The organism is Shinella sp. SUS2 (genome assembly GCF_001262505.1).
Taxonomy (GTDB): domain Bacteria; phylum Pseudomonadota; class Alphaproteobacteria; order Rhizobiales; family Rhizobiaceae; genus Shinella.
Genome location: NZ_KQ410728.1, coordinates 226,784 through 245,846, shown reverse-complemented (window position 1 = coordinate 245,846; position 19,063 = coordinate 226,784). Strand labels below are relative to the sequence as shown.

General features: G+C 60.8%; 22 protein-coding genes and 3 pseudogenes. 12 read left to right on the top strand and 13 right to left on the bottom strand.

Features of this window, described 5'->3' with window-relative positions; all coding sequences use genetic code 11:
• Positions 1–105: 105 nt before the first annotated feature.
• The gene (locus AKG11_RS11575) at positions 106–378 is read left to right on the top strand and encodes a hypothetical protein (RefSeq protein ID WP_023512288.1); all 273 of its coding nucleotides are present in this window, start codon (positions 106–108) and stop codon (positions 376–378) included.
• A gap of 63 nt (positions 379–441) precedes the next feature.
• Positions 442–1,455 carry a helix-turn-helix domain-containing protein gene (locus AKG11_RS11570; protein ID WP_050743980.1) on the top strand — a complete coding sequence of 338 codons (1,014 nt, stop codon included), beginning with the start codon at positions 442–444 and terminating at the stop codon, positions 1,453–1,455.
• Here AKG11_RS11570 and AKG11_RS11565 read toward each other — a convergent pair.
• From AKG11_RS11565 to AKG11_RS11555, 3 genes are all read right to left on the bottom strand, one after another.
• Complete coding sequence (locus tag AKG11_RS11565) at positions 1,442–2,476, bottom strand: alpha/beta hydrolase family protein (protein WP_088016517.1); 1,035 nt, start codon at positions 2,474–2,476, stop codon at positions 1,442–1,444. The genes AKG11_RS11570 and AKG11_RS11565 overlap by 14 nt on opposite strands.
• 84 nt (positions 2,477–2,560) lie before the next feature.
• Positions 2,561–2,998, bottom strand: coding sequence for a DUF1489 family protein (locus tag AKG11_RS11560; RefSeq protein WP_050743979.1), 438 nt, complete (start codon positions 2,996–2,998; stop codon positions 2,561–2,563).
• A 76-nt stretch (positions 2,999–3,074) separates the two neighbouring features.
• The gene (locus AKG11_RS11555; protein ID WP_050743978.1) at positions 3,075–4,475 is read right to left on the bottom strand and encodes an L-serine ammonia-lyase; all 1,401 of its coding nucleotides are present in this window, start codon (positions 4,473–4,475) and stop codon (positions 3,075–3,077) included.
• Positions 4,476–5,052: 577 nt separating this feature from the next.
• On the opposite strand from AKG11_RS11555, the gene AKG11_RS11550 reads away from it, so the two are divergent.
• The 3 genes from AKG11_RS11550 (at position 5,053) to AKG11_RS11540 (ending at position 7,334) form a co-directional block, all read left to right on the top strand.
• A complete protein-coding gene (locus AKG11_RS11550) occupies positions 5,053–5,742 on the top strand; it encodes a DUF599 domain-containing protein (protein WP_023514259.1) in 690 nt (229 codons plus the stop codon).
• 76 nt (positions 5,743–5,818) lie between these two features.
• Complete coding sequence (locus AKG11_RS11545; RefSeq protein WP_245293362.1) at positions 5,819–6,856, top strand: acetyltransferase domain-containing protein; 1,038 nt, start codon at positions 5,819–5,821, stop codon at positions 6,854–6,856.
• Positions 6,857–6,860: 4 nt separating this feature from the next.
• Positions 6,861–7,334 carry a methyltransferase family protein gene (locus tag AKG11_RS11540; RefSeq protein ID WP_023514261.1) on the top strand — a complete coding sequence of 158 codons (474 nt, stop codon included), beginning with the start codon at positions 6,861–6,863 and terminating at the stop codon, positions 7,332–7,334.
• Positions 7,335–7,341: 7 nt separating this feature from the next.
• Here AKG11_RS11540 and AKG11_RS11535 read toward each other — a convergent pair whose 3' ends face one another.
• Both AKG11_RS11535 and mgtE read right to left on the bottom strand, forming a co-directional pair.
• Entirely contained in the window at positions 7,342–7,728 is a 387-nt protein-coding gene (locus AKG11_RS11535) for a MerR family transcriptional regulator (protein ID WP_023514262.1), read from the bottom strand.
• Between the two features lie 118 nt (positions 7,729–7,846).
• Positions 7,847–9,277 carry a magnesium transporter gene (gene mgtE, locus AKG11_RS11530; RefSeq protein ID WP_023514263.1) on the bottom strand — a complete coding sequence of 477 codons (1,431 nt, stop codon included), beginning with the start codon at positions 9,275–9,277 and terminating at the stop codon, positions 7,847–7,849.
• A 304-nt stretch (positions 9,278–9,581) separates the two neighbouring features.
• Here mgtE and AKG11_RS11525 point away from each other — a divergent pair, with 304 nt between their 5' ends.
• Positions 9,582–10,076 carry a peptide deformylase gene (locus AKG11_RS11525; RefSeq protein ID WP_050743977.1) on the top strand — a complete coding sequence of 165 codons (495 nt, stop codon included), beginning with the start codon at positions 9,582–9,584 and terminating at the stop codon, positions 10,074–10,076.
• A gap of 34 nt (positions 10,077–10,110) precedes the next feature.
• Here the strand turns inward: AKG11_RS11525 and AKG11_RS11520 are convergent, their stop codons facing one another.
• The 6 genes from AKG11_RS11520 to AKG11_RS33705 form a co-directional block, all read right to left on the bottom strand.
• Entirely contained in the window at positions 10,111–10,734 is a 624-nt protein-coding gene (locus AKG11_RS11520; protein ID WP_156334089.1) for a hypothetical protein, read from the bottom strand.
• A 781-nt stretch (positions 10,735–11,515) separates the two neighbouring features.
• Positions 11,516–12,637 (bottom strand): hypothetical protein, encoded by a 1,122-nt coding sequence (locus AKG11_RS11515; protein WP_050743975.1) that lies wholly within the window; start codon positions 12,635–12,637, stop codon positions 11,516–11,518.
• Positions 12,634–13,125, bottom strand: coding sequence for a hypothetical protein (locus AKG11_RS11510; protein ID WP_050743974.1), 492 nt, complete (start codon positions 13,123–13,125; stop codon positions 12,634–12,636). Before AKG11_RS11510 ends, AKG11_RS11515 begins: the two co-directional genes overlap by 4 nt.
• Positions 13,126–13,128: 3 nt before the next feature.
• Complete coding sequence (locus tag AKG11_RS11505; RefSeq protein WP_050743973.1) at positions 13,129–13,377, bottom strand: hypothetical protein; 249 nt, start codon at positions 13,375–13,377, stop codon at positions 13,129–13,131.
• Between the two features lie 27 nt (positions 13,378–13,404).
• Complete coding sequence (locus AKG11_RS11500) at positions 13,405–13,647, bottom strand: hypothetical protein (protein ID WP_050743972.1); 243 nt, start codon at positions 13,645–13,647, stop codon at positions 13,405–13,407.
• 279 nt (positions 13,648–13,926) lie between these two features.
• Positions 13,927–14,754 (bottom strand): phage antirepressor N-terminal domain-containing protein, encoded by an 828-nt coding sequence (locus tag AKG11_RS33705; protein WP_082342405.1) that lies wholly within the window; start codon positions 14,752–14,754, stop codon positions 13,927–13,929.
• A 50-nt stretch (positions 14,755–14,804) separates the two neighbouring features.
• Between AKG11_RS33705 and AKG11_RS11490 the strand changes: the two genes are divergently transcribed.
• Positions 14,805–15,578, top strand: coding sequence for a lipase family protein (locus AKG11_RS11490; RefSeq protein ID WP_050743971.1), 774 nt, complete (start codon positions 14,805–14,807; stop codon positions 15,576–15,578).
• Here AKG11_RS11490 and AKG11_RS11485 read toward each other — a convergent pair.
• A pseudogene (locus AKG11_RS11485) lies at positions 15,575–16,040 on the bottom strand (DUF2280 domain-containing protein). The gene AKG11_RS11490 and the pseudogene AKG11_RS11485 sit on opposite strands and share 4 nt — an antisense overlap.
• Positions 16,041–16,075: 35 nt before the next feature.
• On the opposite strand from AKG11_RS11485, the gene AKG11_RS11480 reads away from it, so the two are divergent.
• A complete protein-coding gene (locus AKG11_RS11480; RefSeq protein ID WP_156334088.1) occupies positions 16,076–16,294 on the top strand; it encodes a hypothetical protein in 219 nt (72 codons plus the stop codon).
• Here the strand turns inward: AKG11_RS11480 and AKG11_RS11475 are convergent.
• Complete coding sequence (locus AKG11_RS11475) at positions 16,291–16,842, bottom strand: putative metallopeptidase (RefSeq protein WP_245290203.1); 552 nt, start codon at positions 16,840–16,842, stop codon at positions 16,291–16,293. The two genes, AKG11_RS11480 and AKG11_RS11475, sit on opposite strands and share 4 nt — an antisense overlap.
• Positions 16,843–17,008: 166 nt before the next feature.
• Between AKG11_RS11475 and AKG11_RS35705 the strand changes: the two genes are divergently transcribed.
• The 4 genes and pseudogenes from AKG11_RS35705 to AKG11_RS11465 all read left to right on the top strand — a co-directional run bounded on the left by AKG11_RS35705 (position 17,009) and on the right by AKG11_RS11465 (position 18,924).
• Entirely contained in the window at positions 17,009–17,143 is a 135-nt protein-coding gene (locus tag AKG11_RS35705; protein ID WP_256364423.1) for a hypothetical protein, read from the top strand.
• A 1,143-nt stretch (positions 17,144–18,286) separates the two neighbouring features.
• A pseudogene (locus AKG11_RS34540) lies at positions 18,287–18,379 on the top strand (ABC transporter ATP-binding protein); the annotation flags it as partial.
• 43 nt (positions 18,380–18,422) lie between these two features.
• Positions 18,423–18,584 (top strand): annotated as a pseudogene (locus AKG11_RS35400) (ABC transporter ATP-binding protein); the annotation flags it as partial.
• 31 nt (positions 18,585–18,615) lie between these two features.
• Positions 18,616–18,924 carry a DUF6867 family protein gene (locus tag AKG11_RS11465; RefSeq protein WP_050744044.1) on the top strand — a complete coding sequence of 103 codons (309 nt, stop codon included), beginning with the start codon at positions 18,616–18,618 and terminating at the stop codon, positions 18,922–18,924.
• Positions 18,925–19,063: the final 139 nt, after the last annotated feature.

Sequence of the window (19,063 nt, the reverse complement as noted above, 5' to 3'; positions counted from 1 at the left end):
CGTCACCGGACAGGTAGTGCGTCCCGGGACTGCGGAGCAAGGCAGGCGGAATGCCGCGAAAGCGGCTCTGCCATCCTCGATTGGGTAATGCGTACGAGGCAGATTATGGCGATGAACGAGAACCTGTTCGATGTCCCCCCCGCAGCCGGCGCGGAAAAACGCCGCTCGCTGAAGGGTACGCTCCACCCGCTGCACGAGGCAGCGATGCGGATCGCGGATATCGGGCTCGGCCGTTCGCGCAACAGGACGAAGGATCTCGTCGGCATGCTGCTCGCCCATGGTGCCAGAGCCTGGCGTTCGGGCCAGCCGGCCGCCGGGATCCATCTCCATGTCGGCGTCAGCGAACGCCGCCACCCGGTGCGCCTGCGCCTGCGCTGACCGCCGCTTGAACCGGCCGACGAGGGCCTTGCAAAGCGGCCCCACATTTGCTGTGCAGGAACGATGCCGGCAATCCCACTCCCCTTCATCATCGCACTCCTGCTTGCCATTCTTCTCGTGAAGCTGGTGCTGCTGCATGAAACCGCGCTTCGGCCCGCCATCGGCTTCGTTGCTGCCTGCGTCGTCGTTGCGTTGGCAGTCGGTGTCCGGTGGTCCTTCGACGCGCCGTTTGCACGGTTCCTCCAACCCGTCGTTGCCGCAGCGCTGCCGCCCATCGCCTGGTTCTGCTTCACGGCAGGTCGGGCGGCGCGCAGCAAGGCCCGCTGGCTGCACGGGCTGCCCGTCGCCCTCGTCCTTTTTGCGTCCGCCGGCTGGCAGGTCTGGCGTTCCCCGATCGATCTGCTGCTCGCGCTTCTCTATATCGGCTACGGGGTCGCCCTGCTGCGCCTCGCCGGGGCCGGACCGGACGGTTTTGCCGCGGTGCGGCTGAGCGATGCGAACCGAGCCCGCAAGGCGGCCGGCATGGCGGGCGGCGTGCTCATCGTCTCGGCGTTCGTCGATCTCCTCATCGCCGTCGATTTCGGCTTCTACAGCGGCAATCATGCGGCCCGGATCGTGGCTGCGGGCAACCTTCTTCTCCTGCCCGCCCTTGCCTACGCCGTCGCGACCGTCGGACGGAGCCTGCCGGTCGATTCCGGAGAGGAAACGGCCCCCGAGCCGCTGCGTGTACCGAGGGAAGACGACGGTCGGATTCTGGCAGCGATCGACCGCTTGATGCGGGAGCGTAAACTCTTCCGCGACCCGGACCTCACCTTGAACCGGATCGCGCGACGCGCAGGTCTTCCGGCGCGACATATTTCAGGCGCCGTCAATCGTTTGGAAAGCCGCAACGTCTCGCAACTCGTCAACGGCTACCGCATCGAGGAGGCCAAGCGCCTGCTGACGGAGACCGATTTGCCGGTCACCACCATCATGTTTGAGGCCGGTTTCCAGACCAAGTCGAACTTTAACCGGGAATTCCTGAGGGCTACCGGCCAAAACCCGAGCGACTATCGCCGATCCCCTATCGAAAACTGACGCCCAGGAAGGTGATGATGCGATCGGTGACCTCGCGGTGGATCGCCGCCCGTCCCCGGGTGCCGCCGTCCTTGCAGACGATGCCGTCTCCGGGCGTTTCCGCCTCGATCCTCTCGGCCGCGCCCGGCTTGCAGATCTGCAGGAAGCTGAAATGCATGGCATCCGGGATGACGGTGTAGACACTGCCCTTTGCCGGAAGCCCTTTTGCCAGATAACCGGATTCCCGTTCGGCCGGCATGTCGCCGATATCGATGCCGGCCGCGATCACCAGCGCGGGCAGGCGAAGCGCGGCGAGGCTTTCGGGAGAAAAGCCGCGTGCCAGACCAAGATCGAGCGAGACGAAAGCGCCGATACGCGGGTCGCCGAGATCATCCTCAAGTCGCCGACGACCATCGCCTCTGCCGTCCAGTCCGAGTTCCGTCGTCAGACTGCAGGCCCGCGGGCTCGCATTCATCTTGCAATCCGCGATAAACCGCTGCGTATCGAAACGCGCGCCGGCGAGGGCCGCGGCCGTCCAGCCGCCGAGCGAATGGCCGACGACGGCAATGCGTTTCGCGTCGATGTGAGCGGCCAAGCCGTTGTCGGCCCGCAACGCGTCGATGAGGCGGCTGAGATCGCGCGGCCGTTCCCAGAGCTTTGCCGCCTCTGCGGGATCCCGGTCGAAGGTCGTGGTGCCGGGGTGGTCGGGCGCGGCGACGATGTAGCCCTGCGCGGCGAGTTCGCCGGCGAGCCAGCTCAGATTGCGCCAGCTTCCGCCATAGCCGTGGGACAGCACGACGAGCGGGTGCATCCCCTCACCCACCCGGGCACCACGGATTGCCGCAATGCCCTGAAAGGTCAGATTTTCCGCGACGGTTTCCATCGGTCCGGTATCGGGCGTCGGATACCAGACGACAGCGAAGAGCGCGCGAGACTCAGAGGATCCGGCGATTCTCAGATCGCGGACGCCGATCCCGTCGGCACGACTGGATGTCGCGACGGCAAGGAAAAGCGCGGTGGCAAGAAGGAGTATTTTCAGCATGGAGGCCTCGTTGGTTGAACGAGGCTCGGGATGTGGCAAGCAGCGCAGGAAAGAGACCTGAAACGCGATTGAGGACGCCGGATTTCAGAGCAGGCCGAGTTCTGCGAGTTCGCGGCGCAGATCCAGCGGCAGGTCGGCCGTACCGTCACCCATGTTCTTCAGGTCGCGCGGCGCGTCGTCATCCGCAAGGTAGCGCCAGCCCTGGAAGGCGCGGCGCGGCTGCAGTTCGGTCTCGATAACCTCGGGGCCCAGCAACAGCTCGCAGCGCGAAATGCCGTAGGCATCCGTGAAGGTCTTGATATCGAGCAGCCGCTGGCGCGCCTGCACCTGGCCCTTGATCACCCAGTAGAGCGAACCGCCCTCGAGCAGGTCCTGATCACGCTTGGGCACCATGCGGGTGATGTGGCTCGAATGCGGTTCCATGCCCGCGGCGATCGCGATCAGCGAGCGTTCGGACACCCATTCGCGCAGGTCCTCGATCGAGTCCGCGCCGACACAGAGTTTGATGAGATGCAGGGCCATGCCCCTTTGAACGCTCTTGCGGCGGCCCGGTCAAGGGGCCGCCGTGTCGCACTCCACAGCGTTCGCCGCGAAAGCCTCAGCACTCCACCACGTTGACGGCGAGGCCACCGGTGGAGGTTTCCTTGTATTTCTCGTTCATATCGACCCCCGTCTGGCGCATCGTCTCGATGCAGGCGTCGAGCGGAACGAAATGCGTGCCGTCGCCCTTGATGGCAAGCGAGGCGGCCGTCACCGCCTTCACCGCGCCGAGCGCGTTGCGCTCGATGCAGGGCACCTGGACGAGGCCGGCAATGGGATCGCAGGTCATGCCGAGGTGGTGTTCCAGCGCGATTTCCGCGGCATTCTCCACCTGTGCCGGCGAACCGCCCATCACGGCGGCAAGGCCGGCAGCGGCCATGGCGGAGGCGGACCCCACCTCGCCCTGACAGCCGACTTCGGCGCCCGAGATGGAGGCGTTGTGCTTGATGATGCCGCCGACGGCCGCCGCCGTCAGCAGATAGTCGCGAATGCCGTCCTGGTCGGCATCCTCATGGAAATGCAGGTAGTAGCGGATCGTCGCGGGCACGACGCCGGCCGCGCCGTTGGTCGGCGAGGTGACAACACGGCCGCCGGCCGCGTTCTCCTCGTTGACCGCCATGGCATAGACGGACAGCCAGTCATTGGCGAGCAGCGGGTTCGCCTTGTTGGAGCGCCACTCCTCCTGCAGCTTGTCGTGGATCGAGCGGGCGCGGCGGCGCACCTTCAGGCCGCCGGGCATGATGCCCTCATTCTTGAGGCCACGGTCGATGCAGCTCTTCATCGCGCCCCAGATGCGGTCGAGGCCGGCATCCAGCTCCATGCGCGACATGCTCGCTTCCTCGTTGGCGCGCTTCATCTGCGCGATCGTCATGCCGGAGCGTTCGGCCATTTCCAGCATCTGCTTTGCCGAGGCGAAGGGGAACGGCACCTTCTTGTCGCCCGCCTTCGCCTTGCTGGTGCGCATCTGTTCCAGTTCCGTGTCGGTGACGACGAAGCCGCCGCCAACGGAATAGTAGATGCGTTTCAGCAGCAGCCGGTCGTCACGGTCATAGGCCGAGAAGGTCATGCCATTGGCATGGCCGGGCAGCGGGTTCTTCTTGTCGAAGATCAGGTCGTCCTTCGGCCGGAAGGCATAACCGGGATGGCCCGGCGGCGTGATGCGGCCGGTGCGCTCCACTTCGCCGACGATATCGTCCATGCGGTCCGGATCGACCGAATCGGGCCGCTCGCCCATCAGGCCGAGGATGACGGCGCGGTCGGAACCGTGGCCGACGCCCGTATAGGCAAGCGAACCGTGCAGGCTCATGCGGATCGTTGCGACCTGCGCACCCGATGGCCGCGGCCAGTCGGCGGAGAGGATCAGGTCGAGAAAGCGGTTCGCCGCCGACATCGGTCCCATCGTGTGGGAGCTCGACGGCCCAATCCCGATCTTGAAAACATCGAATACCGAAAGAAACATGTCCCGAACTTCTCCCTTGCCTCGGCAGGCGCACTGATCCCTGAAGCTACGCCATCATGCGGCGCACTTAAGGCGATCTCCCGACATCGGGTTTTACCTGCGCGACATGTCCCTTCCAACAGGCCTTGAAACAAAAACAGCGTGCTTCGTGGAGAAGCACGCTGTTCATGTAAGGGTAACAGGCCGGTGTTTTCAGATGCCGCCGAAAAGATAGGCGATGACCAGAACTGCGCCAAAACCGAGGACTGCACGGGCGGTGACGCCCCAGCAGGATTTCTGAACGGTACTTTCCATGATTTCCCCGATTGGAAGATGTCGTTGCAATGGCCGAGACGACCCTGCATGACGCCCTGTTTAATGAAGAATTCATGAAACCGCAATCGCGAAAAATGGCGAAACCAAGGCGCTGTTCTCATAGGAGCCCCGCGTCAGACGCATGACATGTCGCAAAATCAGACGGTTGGAGGGTGGGACGGCGACAGGGGCTCGCCGCCTTTTTGCCCAAGATCTGAACAGCCCCGTGCAGCCACCTTTCCGGCGCTTGCAAAATGCGGAATCCATGGCACAACGCTTGGCCATGAGCACACCGGATTTCATCGCCCTTGCCCTCTTCCTGCTGCTGTGGACGGGATATTCCTGGATCACGGAACGGGCGAAACTCTTCGACCGCGTCAGCCTCACGCGGGCGATGAGCTCGCAGCGCGCCGTGTGGATCCGCAACGCGATGCACCGCGACCTGCGCATGATCGACACCCAGATCATGGCCGGCCTGCAGAACGGCACGGCCTTCTTCGCTTCAACCTCGATCCTGGCGCTCGGCGGCTGTTTCGCGCTGCTCGGCGCCACGGAGCAGGTCTTTGCCATTTTCAGCGACCTGCCGGTGGTCTTCCAGGGCAGCCGTGCCGGGTTCGAGCTCAAGGTCGGCGGCCTTGCCGGCATCTTCGGCTATGCCTTCTTCAAGTTCGGCTGGTCCTACCGTCTTTTCAACTACTGCACGATCCTGCTCGGCGCGATCCCGATGAGCGGCGACATCCACAAGGACCCGGCCGGCGCCGACCTCGCTGCCGACAAGGTCATCCGCATGAACATCCTTGCGGCAAAACACTTCAATATGGGGCTGCGCGCCATCTTCCTGTCGATCGGCTATCTCGGCTGGTTTGTCAGCCCTTACCTCTTCATCGCGACGACGGTCAGCATCATCGTCGTGCTTGTGCGCCGGCAATTCTATTCGCAGGCGCGCCTCGCCGTTCTCGAACGCCTCGACTGACATCCCTTCCGACGGCCACCTTTCGGCCATCCGCCCGGCGCAAGCTTGGCGTGACACTCTCCCATGGACCAAAGCAATGCGGCGACCCCGAACCATGACGACGACGGTGATTGACGGCAATGTGGCAGGAGAAGGTGCAGCACCGCGCCGCCTTCCGCGCATCCCGCTGATCGACCAGCTGCGCGCGCTCGCGCTGATCGCGATGGCGATCTACCACTTCACCTGGGACCTCGGTTTTTTCGGCTACATCGAACCGGACACGGCAACGACCGGCGGCTGGAAGATTTTCGCGCGAGTGATCGCCGGCTCCTTCCTGTTTCTCACCGGCTTCAGCCTTGTGCTCGGTCATATCAATGGTTTTCGCGCAAGGCCGTTCCTCATCCGCCTCGGCAAGATCGGACTGGCGGCAGCCGCGATTACCATCGCAACCTGGTTCGCCTTCCCGGAAACGTTCATCTTCTTCGGCATCCTGCATGCCATTGCCGCGGCGAGCGTCATCGGCCTTCTCTTCCTGCGCCTGCCGATCGTCGTGACGCTGCTTGCCGCCGCCGCCGCCATTGTGGCACCGCTTTATCTGCGTGCCCCGCTCTTCGATCATCCAGCCCTCTGGTGGGTCGGGCTTTCTGTCGATGTCCCGCGCTCGAACGACTATGTGCCGCTGCTCCCCTGGCTCGCGCCGGTGTTGCTCGGCATCGTGCTCGGCAAGCTCTTCATCGCAAGCCCGCTTCCCGAGCGGCTGGCGGGTTTTGGAGGTCAGACGAAAGTCTGGTGGAAAAGCCTCTTGGAAAAAGCCGGCCGCCACAGTCTCGCCATCTACCTTATCCATCAGCCCGTGCTGATCGCACTGGTCTACGGCTTTTCCCTCGTGGTTCCCGCGCCTGCAGCCGATCCGGTCGTTGGCTATACGAAGAGCTGCATGCGCGCCTGTGAAAGCGAGCGCGGCGACGGGTTCTGCCAGAGTTTCTGCGGCTGCACGCTGGACCGGCTGACGGAGGAGAACCTGTTCACCGACCTTGTGCGCGGTGCGATCGATGTCACGAAGGACGAGCGCGTTGCCGCGATCTCGTCGCAATGCACGGCAGATGCGGAAACGAAGACCGACCTGAAGGAGTAGGATCATGAACGCCTATCGCATGAAGCCACTCGCCTTTCCCTGGCCCCCGCTGATCTACGGCGCGGCGCTCGCGGCGGCTTTCCTGCTCCAGGCGTATTTTCCGCTCGCGGCGGCCGAGACGAACATCTGGATCGCCCGCACCGCCGGCGGCATCCTGATCCTCATGGCCATCGTGCTGGATGTCTGGGCCATGCGCACGCTGCTCGACTGCCACACGACGATCCTGCCGAACCGCTGCTCGACCCATCTCGTGACATCCGGCCCCTACCGCTTCACCCGCAACCCGATCTATCTCGGCTATACGCTGGCGACCGCCGGCATCGGCCTTGTGATGCTCAATCCCTGGTGCATCGTGACGGCCATGATCGCCGCCGTGTTGACGAGCATCGTCGCCATCAAGCGCGAGGAGCTGCACCTGCTCTCGCGCTTCGGCATCGATTTCGAACGCTATTGCAACGGGACGACGCGCTGGATCTGACGGCCGCTCAGGTGCCGACGCCGATTTCGGCAAGGCGCGTCAGGCAGGCTTCCTCGACATTGTCGAGCTCGGCCAGGGTCTCCTCGATGTCGCGTCGCTTCTGGCGCAGCTCGTCACGTTTTTCGCTGACCTTCGCCATCAGCAGTTCCAGCTGCCCCACCTCGCCCGGCGGGTCCTTGTAGACGCGGATGATGTCGCGGATCTCGGCGATGGTGAAGCCGATACGCCGGCCACGCAGGATTTCCTGGATGAGACGGCGGTCGGCCGGGCGGAAGAGGCGCGTGCGACCACGGCGCTCGGGGTTGATCAGCCCCTCGTCCTCGTAGAAGCGCAGTGTGCGGGTGGAAACCCCGAATTCGCGCGTCAGCTCGGTTATAGTATAAAACTTGTCCACGCCTGCTCCGATCTCGTCTGGGCGGACATTTTATTGACTTTTACGTATAAGTCAATTTTTGCTCTTTCCCGCTCTCTTCTCGAACGGACAACCGCCCCGTTCGTTCCCCGCAAAAACCTCAGCGGATGGCGAACCACCAGGTCGCAAGGCCAAGGAATGCGAAGAAGCCGACAATATCGGTGACCGCGGTCACGAAGACCGCGGAGGAGACGGCCGGGTCCGCCCCCGCCTTGTCGAGGAAGAGCGGAATGGCGATGCCGGCCAGCGCCGCCGCACTCATGTTGATCAGCATGGCCGCCGCGATGACGCCGCCGATATTGGCATCATGGAACCAGATACCCGCCACGAGGCCGATCATCAGGCCGAAGGCGAGGCCGTGCAGCAGGCCGACACCCGCCTCGCGCCGCACGACACGCCAGGCATTGTGGATGTCGAGGTTGCGCGTGGCGAGCGCCCGCACGGTGACGGTCATCGTCTGCGATCCAGCATTGCCGCCCATGCCGGCGACGATCGGCATCAGCACCGCGAGCGCGACGATCTCCTCGATCGTCGCCTCGAAGAGCGAGATGACCGAGGCCGCGATAAAGGCCGTCAGGAGATTGACGAGCAGCCAGGGCGCGCGCGAGCGCACCGTCTCGATGGTCGTGTCGGAGAGTTCTTCGTCGCCGACGCCGCCGAGGCGCATCAGGTCCTCCTCGGCCTCTTCCTGGATGACGTCGACCACGTCGTCGATGGTCAGGACGCCGACGAGGCGGCCGTTCTCGTCGACGACGGCTGCGGAAAGAAGGTCATACTGCTCGAAGAGCTGGGCGGCTTCTTCCTGGTCCATCTCGGCCGGGATCGGATGGTTCGTCTCGCGCATGATCGCTTCGATCTTCTCGCCGCGCTTGGCGCGCAGCACGCGGTCAAGATCGATGGCGCCAAGCAGGCGGAAGGTCGGGTCGATGACGAAAATCTGCGAAAAACTCTCCGGCAGGTCCGCGTCCTCCCGCAGGTAGTCGATCGTCTGGCCCACCGTCCAGAACGGCGGCACGGCGACGAACTCTGTCTGCATGCGGCGCCCGGCCGTACTTTCGGGATAATCCAGCGAGCGGCGCAGGCGGATCCGTTCGGTGAACGGCAGCTTGGAAAGGATCTCTTCCTGGTCTTCCTGGTCGAGGTCCTCAAGGATGTAGACGGCGTCGTCCGAATCCATCTCGCCGAGTGCGGCGGCGATCTGCTCGTTCGGCATGTGCTCGACGATGTCGAGACGGATCGCCTCGTCGACCTCGGTCAGCGCCGCAAGGTCGAAATCGTCGCCGAGCAGGGAGACGAGCTGGCGGCGCTGCTCCGGCTGGATCGCCTCCAGCAGGTCGCCCATTTCCGATTCATGCAGCCGCGCCACATGCCTGCGCAGGAACAGGAGGTCGCGATCGGCGATCGCCGCGCCGACATGCATGAGGAAGTCCGAGCGGATCGAACCGTCCTCGGCATAGATGTCCTCGCCGTCGAAGGTACTGTGGTCTGTCTGCCCCTGATGGATACGGTCATCGTCGCCGGTGTTGTCCATCGGGCCGCTCCTTGTATCGGGCTCGTCCCGCCCGGCATGTCGGCGGCGCTGGGACGGCAGGGATTGCGTAGAGGATTCGGGCGCAACGCCCCCTCTGGGAGGCGCGTTGTCTTACCTCGTGCTAACGCAAAGAGCGCAGCCGGTCCATCGCCGAACGCGGCAAAAGCCGGCCGGATGCAAAAAATTCGCAAGCTGTTGCAACATCACGATAATCACGCGATTCGCGATATCCCGGACGGACCCGGCATTTTCCCTCTGCCGCAAACAGGCTAGGAAGGACGCACAACCGGCACCCGGAGGCCCCATGGCGATCCTTCCCATTCTCAGCTACCCCGATCCGCGCCTGCGCCAGCCCTGCCGGGCGGTCGAAGTCTTCGATACGCGGCTTGCCACGCTCGCCGAGGATCTCGCCTCCACGATGCGGGCCGCCCCAGGCATCGGCATTACCGCCGCCCATGTCGGTATCCTCGAGCGGTTGACGGTGATCGAGCTCGACGGGCCGGGGTCGCTGAGGGTCTTTGTGAACCCGCATATCGAATGGTTTTCGCCGGAAGGGCAGCGCCACGCCGAAGGCAGCGTCTCCATACCGGGCGTGACCGACGAGGTGGAGCGCCCTGCCCGTATCCGCCTCACCTACCAGGATCTTTCCGGCGCCCGGAAGACCGAAGAGGCCGACGGGCTGCTTTCGGTCTGCCTGCAGCACGAGATCGATCAGCTCGACGGCATCTTCTGGATCGACCGCCTTTCGCGGCTGAAGCGCGAGCGCATCGTCAAGAAGTACAACAAGAGCAAGGCCTGAACCGCGCAAGCCCTTCTGCGCGAAGCGGGATCGCCTATTTTTTGCGGACGGCAACGCACAGGCCCGTGAACACGTAGCTGTGCTTGCCTGAATTTGCCTTGTCCAGGCGCTTCCAGCCGTGGTTGTTCATCGTCCACACCGGCTTGGTTTCGTTTGAATTGTAATAGTAGACTTGGCCGCCGCTGCTGGTGACGAGGATATTGTGAAGCCCATCCAGACCGGAACTGGAGGGATCGCCACCATCCATCATCAGATAGCTGCAGTTGTAGTAGACGTCGTCGGCAGGAAGAAGCGTTTCGGTCTGGCTCTGTCCTTTTATGAGGTTGTAGAGCCCCTCCAGTCCCCGTTTAACATCATTGTCCGGAAGGTAGGCCAGCGCGTTCGCCTTCTCGGTATCGTCGAATTTGATGACGGCGGACAGGTTTGTCGCGTAGTTTTTCTCGACATATTTCAGGATTCTTCGTGGGTCTGAATTCTTCTTTGCCACAAGTGCTTTGATAGCCTTGCTTCCGTCATCCTTGAAAAGGATCTTGTTCCAAATGGTGCTCTCCGCGTCCTTTTGAGTGATCGTCGAGCCTGTCAGCTCCATGATCGTGATCGCGGTGCAGTGTGCGGCACACGAATTTCCGGTTTGCGTCGGCAATGTTTTAAGCGGCATCACATCCCCCTGTCTTTGGGTAGTTGTCTACCGCAGAACTAACCCAAAAGTTGTTTCGCATTCAACTGCAACAAGAGGATATCAAGCGGCCGGGACCAGCTATCGTTAAACGCTCCTAGCGCTCGTTCGGATCTGAAACGATCTTCGGCGTCAGACAAGGTTACGAGATGAACGCAAACAGCCCAACGTTTGGTCTGAACGTGGAGTGGCCCGAAACGCTCAATGCCTGAAAACAAAAAAGCCCGGCTTTTCAGCCGGTTTTTTTTGGTGCGGTCGAGAAGACTCGGCAAATCGTTGCAAGCCGCTGAAAATCAAGCCTGCGACGGTCCAACGCGCCTCGAATTGAGCCACAAGGAATCAAGAACTTGCACGAGGTTGGTCCAACGCTCGTTCACCATTTGAACCCAATCGCCTATCTGCTCATCCACATTTTTCGCCACCTGTGGATAAGGTAGATCAACATGAGGCGACCAGGCCATCGAGCCATTCCTAGGATTATCTTCACAGCTGGCTTGACTCAAATCTCCATGAGAACATATTGAGAACAAGCCGGCGATGCGGCCGCTATCTGACAACCAAATCTGATTCCTGCTGTGGCACAAGACACAGGAGAACGACCACGTGCGCCCGCTCGAAAAACAACCTGAAACCTCCAACGAAATCGATGAAGCCCTATCCTGGCACGACGGTGATGCCCGGGCTGCAATAGCTACCCTGCTGGCTGAGTGTGTTTACCTGCGCTGGCAGCTGGAGCTTGCCGATCGAGCGATGGGCGCTGGGTTCACGCGCGGTTGCCCGCCACGCGTGAGGCGGCCGAGCCGTTGCTATTCAGCGCGCCGACGAAGAACGGTGTCGCGGTCGGCAAGCTCCCTGAATTAGCGGCCGTGCCTTCGATTGCACCGTTCACGAAAAGGTCGTGATCAGTGCCGCCCTTGTCGGCGAGTAGCGTGTCCGTGAGGCCAGTTATCGTCGTCGAACCAGAGATGGCGGCGGCATTCGTCACGCGCATGTAGCCCTTGCCGGTGGTCATGCGTAGTCCGATCTGCATATGGGCATTGCTGCCGTTGTACGCGCCAATCGTGCACCGGTCGGCCGACAAATTGCCGAGAGCGCCATGATACGCCGCCGCAAAGCAGGATCCGGAACCACTCAGGAAGTCGCTGATCATGTGGTGAGACGTACCATTGAACGCGACGTCCCCGGTTGCACTGGCCCATGCCGGCCGACCTGTCGACACCTGCGTAAGGTGGTGACCATCGATTTCCTTGACCGAGACATTGTCGAATTCGGCAATGTTGCCACCCCCGCCCGGGCCGTACAGCGTAATGTATTGAGTTGTGGCCGTTGACTTGAAGAAACGGCGATAGAATCCGGGTGCGTTGAAAAGGTTTCCGCTGCTGTAGGTTTGGCCACCCCCAGACGTCGTGCCAATCGCAAAGCCTGTGTACGAGGAATGAGCCGTAACAATATCAAGAGAGAGTTCATACCATCTGCCCACAACGCAGGTGAAACCCGGCGATACAGCCCCGGGTGTGTTGCCGTTGTTGGCTGTCGTCCGCAGTTTTCCGGGTGCCTGCCAGGACAGGGCGCCGTTCGAGGCGTTGGCAAGGCTCCATCCCGTGATGTCGGCATCAAACTTGCCACTCAACATCAACTCCGGTTGCGCGGCCCGATACTCCGCAAGCGTCTTGCCGCCCCACTTGTGCTGGTCGAGCGCGAGGCCAATACCCTGCCCGTTTGCACTCACGGGCAACGCAGCATTTGCATCCTGAAAGAGCGTGGTCACATCGGTAAAATCCACCATGAGTCCATCCGCGCCGCCCGCGAACAGCTTGGCGAGATTTGCAAATGCAGGCTTGACGCGCCGACCCGCCAGAAGAGCGGGATTGGTCCAATGGCTCATAGCTCCACCCCGAGACCGCTGGCGGAGAAGCCGATCTGCGTTGCGCTGGCGACAATGAACGCGATGATGGTGACACCATTTGCCGCCTGGACGATCTCGAACAGCGTCGTCGCGTTGAGCGGCAGGATGCCGGCGTCAACCGTCATGTCATAGCCTCCCGTACCGTTCTGACTGATGATAAGCAGGCCGGAAAAGCCGACCATGGTCGCGATGTCGGATGGCAGGTTCATATGGAAATTCTGCCCGACGTTGAGAAGCCGGAAAACGTTCGCGTCCGCGAGCGTCCAATCGACGTTTCCGCTTCCGTCGATCGTCAGATCCTTGACGAGCGAATGCTGCCCCACCCATTCCTTGGATCGAGCCGGCAGCCGATCGCCAATCTTATCGACCGTCGTTTGACGGCTGTTTCCGCCCTGCTCGAGCTCGACCAGCTCCGCGCCCGTCAGCGTGCCAGCCGCGGTGAGCTGGCCGATTGTCTTGTCGGCCATGGTTTACGCCCCCTCACCCGTCTTGCCCATCAGGCCATGGCTGATCGAGGCGAGTTCGGCATCGATCTCGACGAACGGCGCAGCGGCGGCTTTGATCTTGCCTGCAACTTTCGCCTCCGCCTCGGCGTTCTCGGCGCGTAGCGTCTTCAGCTTCTCGCGCGGCGGTGTCAGCTTCTCTTCGATCGTGTCGCGCTGGGTGCGCAGCTCGGAGAAGCGGGTGCGCAGGAGCGCTTTCGTGTCAGTGTTCGCCATGACGGTTTTTCCTTTCGACGATGAGGATTAGGCGATGGTCAGCGCGCCGTTGACTTCAGAGAAGTCGATGGTGAGGCTTTCGCCATCATTGAGCGTGAGGTTCGAACCGTAATCGTAGAAGCCGAGCAGCGAGTTCGAGACCGAGCTGTCATTGTAAAGCGCGATGTATCGGAAAGGCCCGGTCGCCCCGCCGGTCGACGTGAGCGTAAGGTCCTGGAGCACGAGCTTGTAGGTGCCGGCCGTCTGGTCGCTCGCCGTCGTGGTGATCACGCGGCTGGAAAGGAACGTGTAGCCGCTTGCAAATACGTCAGGAGTGTTCGCGGCGATCAGAATATGATTGGCGGGGTCATGTTCCAGGGCGCAGCGTATAACGACGCTATTAATCAGATGAGGAAGCAAACGATCGAGGCCGGTGGCAACCGACTATATATCGTCAACGCGACTGCCGGGTTAGGTGGGGCCAACACTGTAGGTGATGCCTATAAGTGCTGACGACAGAGGCGGCCCCGAAGAGCCGCCTTCCCTACTCATGCCCAGATAATGCGCTAATTAAGTCGGCGCTCCAGCGCTTGCCGATTTGATGACAGAATAGTCCAGCAGGTTTAGCTGACGCGGGTCGTGGAGCATTGCGGGGACGACAGGGAGCCCAAGGCGAAACCAAAGCTGAGCTGCCGCTTGGGTCCCGAAAACCTGCCGGCTCTCGTTCACCGTGCGCAGCTTCACACTTTCATTTTCCTGTGGGTCGTCTACGTTCTCGCCGGTCGTTGCCTGCGACAGGCCAGCGTGCTTGCCCGCAAAGTGCTTGGCAAGGACGCTGTAGCATTCCCGCTGGTAGACGATGACCTTCTCACGCACAGCTTCGTCCTTGATGCGGGACGTGTCGACGGTGAAGAGCCAACCGTTGACCAGTTCGAGCTTCAGGCAAACCGCTTCTTGAGCGCCGCCACGACCGAAGGGTACGTGCATGACACACATACCTTCGGAGAGGATCGGGTCATCGAAGCAGATGAGCGGGATTTGCGAACCCTGCCAGTTCGAAACTGTCTTATCGTGCTCGAGGTGGGCGAAGCTGACAGACGAGCCGGACGGGAAGGTCCATGACAGATCAGGCGCCACCTTTGGCTTGGCATTGAGGCAGGGATAGAGCTTTTCGCTCTCATTCCACAAACCGCCCTCGTTTCGAACCTGCACAAGCGTACGGCGGAAGAACACCGCGCCGAATTGCGAGTTGGCGATATGGCGCAGCGGCTCCATCAGGAGTGCCCACGTCTTGCCGCCGCCGGCCGAGCCACCATAGATTGCAATATCTGCCGGAGAAGCCAGGAAATTCGTTTGCGGGCCCGGCTGAGGACGAACTACACTAGCATCTCCACTCATCCTAACATCTCGACTTTACGCGAACCTGGATGATGGAAAGCGGGGGCAAAATGACAACAATCGACATCGAGTTGGCTAAAATCTGCAGCCGAATCTATCCTGGCCCCACCAATCAACGTCTTCTAACTATCGCGGGCGAGAAACTTGCAGAGCAGCACTACGTCCACGGTCTAGGCAACCGGGGGTTCAGCCGCATCTTCCACAATGACAATGCCGTTGTCGTTGCTTTTCGCGGCACTCGAGATCCCATCGACTGGTCAGTTACGAATTTTCAGTTCTGGCCCGCACCCTACGTTTGCCCCGATCCAGCTGGTGTTGAAATCTCCGTCCACGGTGGTTTTCAGCGCACTCTCTACTACTTAGACCGGACATCTGGCCTTCCCAGCATCGACCGCCTCTGCCAAATCCTGTTGGAAATTGAGATTGGCGAACGTGACCTTTGGATTACGGGGCATTCACTGGGTGGCGCGATAGCTACTTTGTTTGCTGCAAAATTGCGGGACAGACATCCTGAGATCGTCAGCAAAAGTTTGCGCGGTGTCGTGCTATTCGGCTCTCCTGCGGTAGGCGGCAACGCGTTTAGCAAATACTACGGCTCGCTCCACGAGCTCACCAAACGATACATTCACAATTCCGACATCGTACCATTCAGCCCACCAATAGGCTTCCGGCACGTCGGCGCTGGGCATTGGTATCGCAAAGGTGTTTGGCGCGCTGATCCAGGCTGGCTCTTGAGGATCGGTTTGGCGCTCAGGCTCCCGCTCCTTTGGCGAAAGGACCACTCAATGGTCTCATACATCGAGGCATTGCAGACCAGAGCTTAGCCCCTGCCATTATCGGGCAACTGGAAGATCGTCACTGGCGACACCGGGACCGGCAGATCCTTCCCGTCCTTCCCTGTCAGCTCGCGCCGGTTGGTGTAGCTGCCGCCGACCTCCTCCGCTGCCTGCTTTAGGAGGGAGGATGCCAGGACCATGTTGCCCTGCCCCTCCGCTTTGTCGGCCATGCGCTGAAGAGCGCGGAGCCGGACGGCGCGATGGCTGATAGCGATCGATGCCGTATCCTCAAGGAAGGTCTTCCGGGTCTCTTCAAACAGCGCGCGCCACTTGGGGGCAAGACCTGAGGCCGCCTTCTTGTTCGGGTCGTGGCTCTCAACCAACTTGGCGGCTGGCATCGACACCGAACTCCTTCTTGACTGCCGCAGCGACGATCGAGGGGCTATCGAAGCATGCCAGGGCTTGAACGACGTAGGTTTTCACCTCATCTGATAGCTTCGCTTTTGCCATAATGGTGTCAAAGCCCCGTCAAGATGGATCTAAGCATGCAGCCTTTGAAACGACCCGTTCGCTACATCGCCTACGAGGCATTCCCCTACGAGGACTTCGAGTTTCCGGCCGGGTCTTACAAGGGACACTACTTCCCCGGCGCGAAGAAATACTTTGTCGATTTTGAGCGGACGGTTGACGGTTCGCCTGTCTTCAAGGGGCCGTCTATTGACGTGACCAAAGAGGTTGCCGATGGGCACCTGAAAGCGTTCTAGGCGACGCGCATGTTGCAGGTGCCGCACGCATGCTCGAGGTGAGCGTGGGCAATTTCTGGCGGCCGGCTGGCCGCGTCTACAAGCTCGCGCACACCGGCAGCATCTGCACCGTAGCGACGGACGACACCGATGAATTGCTCTACGTCGTGCCCGCGAATGGTGAAGACCGGGCGGCCGGTCTGGCTGTTGAATTTCGGCGCGCCGAATGAATCGACGTCCTGGGCGGCGTGATAAAGCTCGTGCTCGACCAGCGCCATGAACTCGGCATCACCACACTGGGCGCAGTAATGGGCATCGAGCGTGATGATGAAATCCGGCACTGAGCCGAACCATTCCGTGATCTGCTGCTCGACGCGAGCCTTTGCCCACTTGCCCATCGCACCCTGCGGGATGCCGGTCTCGCATTGGCCGATGACGCGCTTGCCCTTGCGGGTGTTTTCAACCGCGACCCAGAGATAGCCGATATGGGCATCCCCGAGATGAGCATGCTCGGGATTAGAGACGGGCGACGCCTCATCGAGGAAAGTGACGCGCACCCATTCCGACATGTCGTGGGCTGCGTGAACGGCGAGCCGTCCACTTCGAACACGCTCTCCGGAGGTTGTGGGCGCTCAATCATGGCTTGCTTTCGGATCAGCGCTGCGCGAACTTCTCATGCCGGGCATTTTTTCAGTACTGGTATGGTTTAACCCCTGGGGAGAAAGACAGAGAACGATGTCGGCCGAGAAAGCAATCGAGCACGCGAAGAACGCCAAGTATGGCAAAGACCTAGACAAGCGCATCGCGTATCTTGCTGACGCCATTGAGGAATTGGCGAAGGCGGTGAAGGAAGTTCAATCGAAACGATGAAAAATCTCTCTGTACTCTTCATCACGGGTACAAAGAGAACCATCTGAGAATCCGGGTTGTTAAATAGGAGTTCGACCCGTTTTTAATCCTGGTCAACAATTTTCCTCGGAACACGTAATGGTCCAGTGGACAACATTGTAAAGTTGTAGTCCAATCCGCGTGTATGACGTTGCAATCTTTGCTCGCTTTTTTGTTTTCGTATGCGGTCCCTATTGCCGCAGCGCTTGGAGTCCTTTGGCTGTTTGTTCCTTGGATCGTCCAACGCTGGCGACGATGGCGCCTATCAAAGGCAGGCTACGTTGATTTTCGGCTTTATCTAAATGCGAAGTCGATTTCGGAGAGGGACTTCTTTGACACCGCAAAAGCGACTGGCATCCGGCCGAGGCTGCGCCCGCTCTCCAATAGACCTCACATCAAGCTGTCCGACGCCGATGAAGTGACCTCGAAAATGAAGGCGTTCTCGCCACCTGGGAACCCTACCCGGTTCGAGACTGGCGTCCATAGCTATCTGGGTGCCATTGCAGGAGCGCTTGTCGCTGGGAGCGCGCTGCGACCTGATAGCGAGCCCCAGCGTACACAACATAGCGAAGGGGTTGTTCAATCAGTGGATGGTCGAGAGTTTTCATCGTTGCTCGACCTCGTCGCATTTCTCAATTCGAACTTTGACGCTGAAACGCCGCTGCGTATTCTATCGATGCCGAGCCTCTTATCCAGTGCCGCGGATGTTGAGCCTAGCGTACTGCGATTTTGGCGTGAGCTTCCAGCCCGATCAGGGCGACTGCAGGACGACACCAAGCATCCATCCTTGTTGCTCGCCATTCGGTCAGCTTTGCTCGCGGAACTCCGACCGACCTTTCACCGAGTTGATGTACTTAGGATTTTTCAATGCTATGCGGGCACCACCTTAATGGTGCACATTCATATCGGGGCGATCCTGCACATTTTGTCAGATGATTTTGAGATAGCCGTAAAGTCCCTCCGATAGCCCTTTCTGTCTCAAACTATCAATAGCTGAGCCGCACGAGGCCTCTGCACTCTGCATGCACAATCTGCGCAACCACGACTTCAGTGATGCCCGATACGGGGCAACTGAATTTCATGCCGAAAATAGAAAATTTTTCTCAGACCACGGCGTTCAACTGCGTGACTGACCGTGTGGTCGTGCTGGAATACGGCCAGAAGATATCCGGCGTGACGCCGGATCATGCGAAGTACGACCCGAAAGCCATCTCGGCCTAGGCTCTCGTGATGACGATCTGCGCTAGCCCGCAGGCCGAACCAAGGGCCCACCATGTTCCTCGTCCAGCAGAACGCCTTCGCCGCGCTCAAGCTATCCAACCGGGCCTATGTGATGGTCAGCGGCCAGATGACGACGAGCGGCTCGAGGAAGGAGGTTCTGACCAACCCGGGTGTGCGCCCCACCTATCTCGAAGGTGGGCGTCCCGCCAATGCGGTCGACAGAAATCAAGATAATGCAGGGAATTCTCGACGAAGAACCGTCGACCTGGCAGTTCCTGTTCATCACCGTCATCATGGGCGGCTGGACGGCCTGGCGTACCGGCAAGAGCGTTGTAGAGAACTGGCAGAACTATGCGATGCTGGTGATCTACGTGCTTCTCCTGGCTGCCGCGATCCGTTTCGTCCACCACGCCCTGTTCCACGGCAGCATGCTGACGTTCCAGTACTATGTCGTGGACACCGTCGTGCTTTTGTTGTTTGCTCTGCTCCGGAACCGCTACTGCCGCACGCGGCAAATGACCAACAAATACTACTGGCTCTAAGAAAGTTCTTCGACGTTTTCGTGGAGAAAAAAACGGAACCGGTAGCTTGCGGCAGCCATCCCTCGGTTGCAGCGACAAAGAGTATCGGCGCCATCAAAGCGGGTGTGGCGACCGGGTCATGACGGGCCCGCTTCGGACA

Bases quoted from the DNA above. Each gene is read 5' to 3' on its own strand.
- AKG11_RS11480 (WP_156334088.1), top strand. From the start codon at position 16,076: ATGCAGCCTTTGAAACGACCCGTTCGCTACATCGCCTACGAGGCATTC.
- AKG11_RS11505 (WP_050743973.1), bottom strand. From the start codon at position 13,377: ATGGCGAACACTGACACGAAAGCGCTCCTGCGCACCCGCTTCTCCGAG.
- AKG11_RS11565 (WP_088016517.1), bottom strand. From the start codon at position 2,476: ATGCTGAAAATACTCCTTCTTGCCACCGCGCTTTTCCTTGCCGTCGCG.
- mgtE (WP_023514263.1), bottom strand. From the start codon at position 9,277: ATGGACAACACCGGCGACGATGACCGTATCCATCAGGGGCAGACAGAC.
- AKG11_RS11475 (WP_245290203.1), bottom strand. From the start codon at position 16,842: ATGTCGGAATGGGTGCGCGTCACTTTCCTCGATGAGGCGTCGCCCGTC.
- AKG11_RS33705 (WP_082342405.1), bottom strand. From the start codon at position 14,754: ATGAGTGGAGATGCTAGTGTAGTTCGTCCTCAGCCGGGCCCGCAAACG.
- AKG11_RS11570 (WP_050743980.1), top strand. From the start codon at position 442: ATGCCGGCAATCCCACTCCCCTTCATCATCGCACTCCTGCTTGCCATT.
- AKG11_RS11545 (WP_245293362.1), top strand. From the start codon at position 5,819: ATGCGGCGACCCCGAACCATGACGACGACGGTGATTGACGGCAATGTG.
- AKG11_RS11525 (WP_050743977.1), top strand. From the start codon at position 9,582: ATGGCGATCCTTCCCATTCTCAGCTACCCCGATCCGCGCCTGCGCCAG.
- AKG11_RS11575 (WP_023512288.1), top strand. From the start codon at position 106: ATGGCGATGAACGAGAACCTGTTCGATGTCCCCCCCGCAGCCGGCGCG.
- AKG11_RS11540 (WP_023514261.1), top strand. From the start codon at position 6,861: ATGAACGCCTATCGCATGAAGCCACTCGCCTTTCCCTGGCCCCCGCTG.
- AKG11_RS11555 (WP_050743978.1), bottom strand. From the start codon at position 4,475: ATGTTTCTTTCGGTATTCGATGTTTTCAAGATCGGGATTGGGCCGTCG.
- AKG11_RS11515 (WP_050743975.1), bottom strand. From the start codon at position 12,637: ATGAGCCATTGGACCAATCCCGCTCTTCTGGCGGGTCGGCGCGTCAAG.
- AKG11_RS11520 (WP_156334089.1), bottom strand. From the start codon at position 10,734: ATGCCGCTTAAAACATTGCCGACGCAAACCGGAAATTCGTGTGCCGCA.
- AKG11_RS11465 (WP_050744044.1), top strand. From the start codon at position 18,616: ATGCAGGGAATTCTCGACGAAGAACCGTCGACCTGGCAGTTCCTGTTC.
- AKG11_RS11560 (WP_050743979.1), bottom strand. From the start codon at position 2,998: ATGGCCCTGCATCTCATCAAACTCTGTGTCGGCGCGGACTCGATCGAG.
- AKG11_RS35705 (WP_256364423.1), top strand. From the start codon at position 17,009: ATGTCGGCCGAGAAAGCAATCGAGCACGCGAAGAACGCCAAGTATGGC.
- AKG11_RS11550 (WP_023514259.1), top strand. From the start codon at position 5,053: ATGAGCACACCGGATTTCATCGCCCTTGCCCTCTTCCTGCTGCTGTGG.
- AKG11_RS11490 (WP_050743971.1), top strand. From the start codon at position 14,805: ATGACAACAATCGACATCGAGTTGGCTAAAATCTGCAGCCGAATCTAT.
- AKG11_RS11510 (WP_050743974.1), bottom strand. From the start codon at position 13,125: ATGGCCGACAAGACAATCGGCCAGCTCACCGCGGCTGGCACGCTGACG.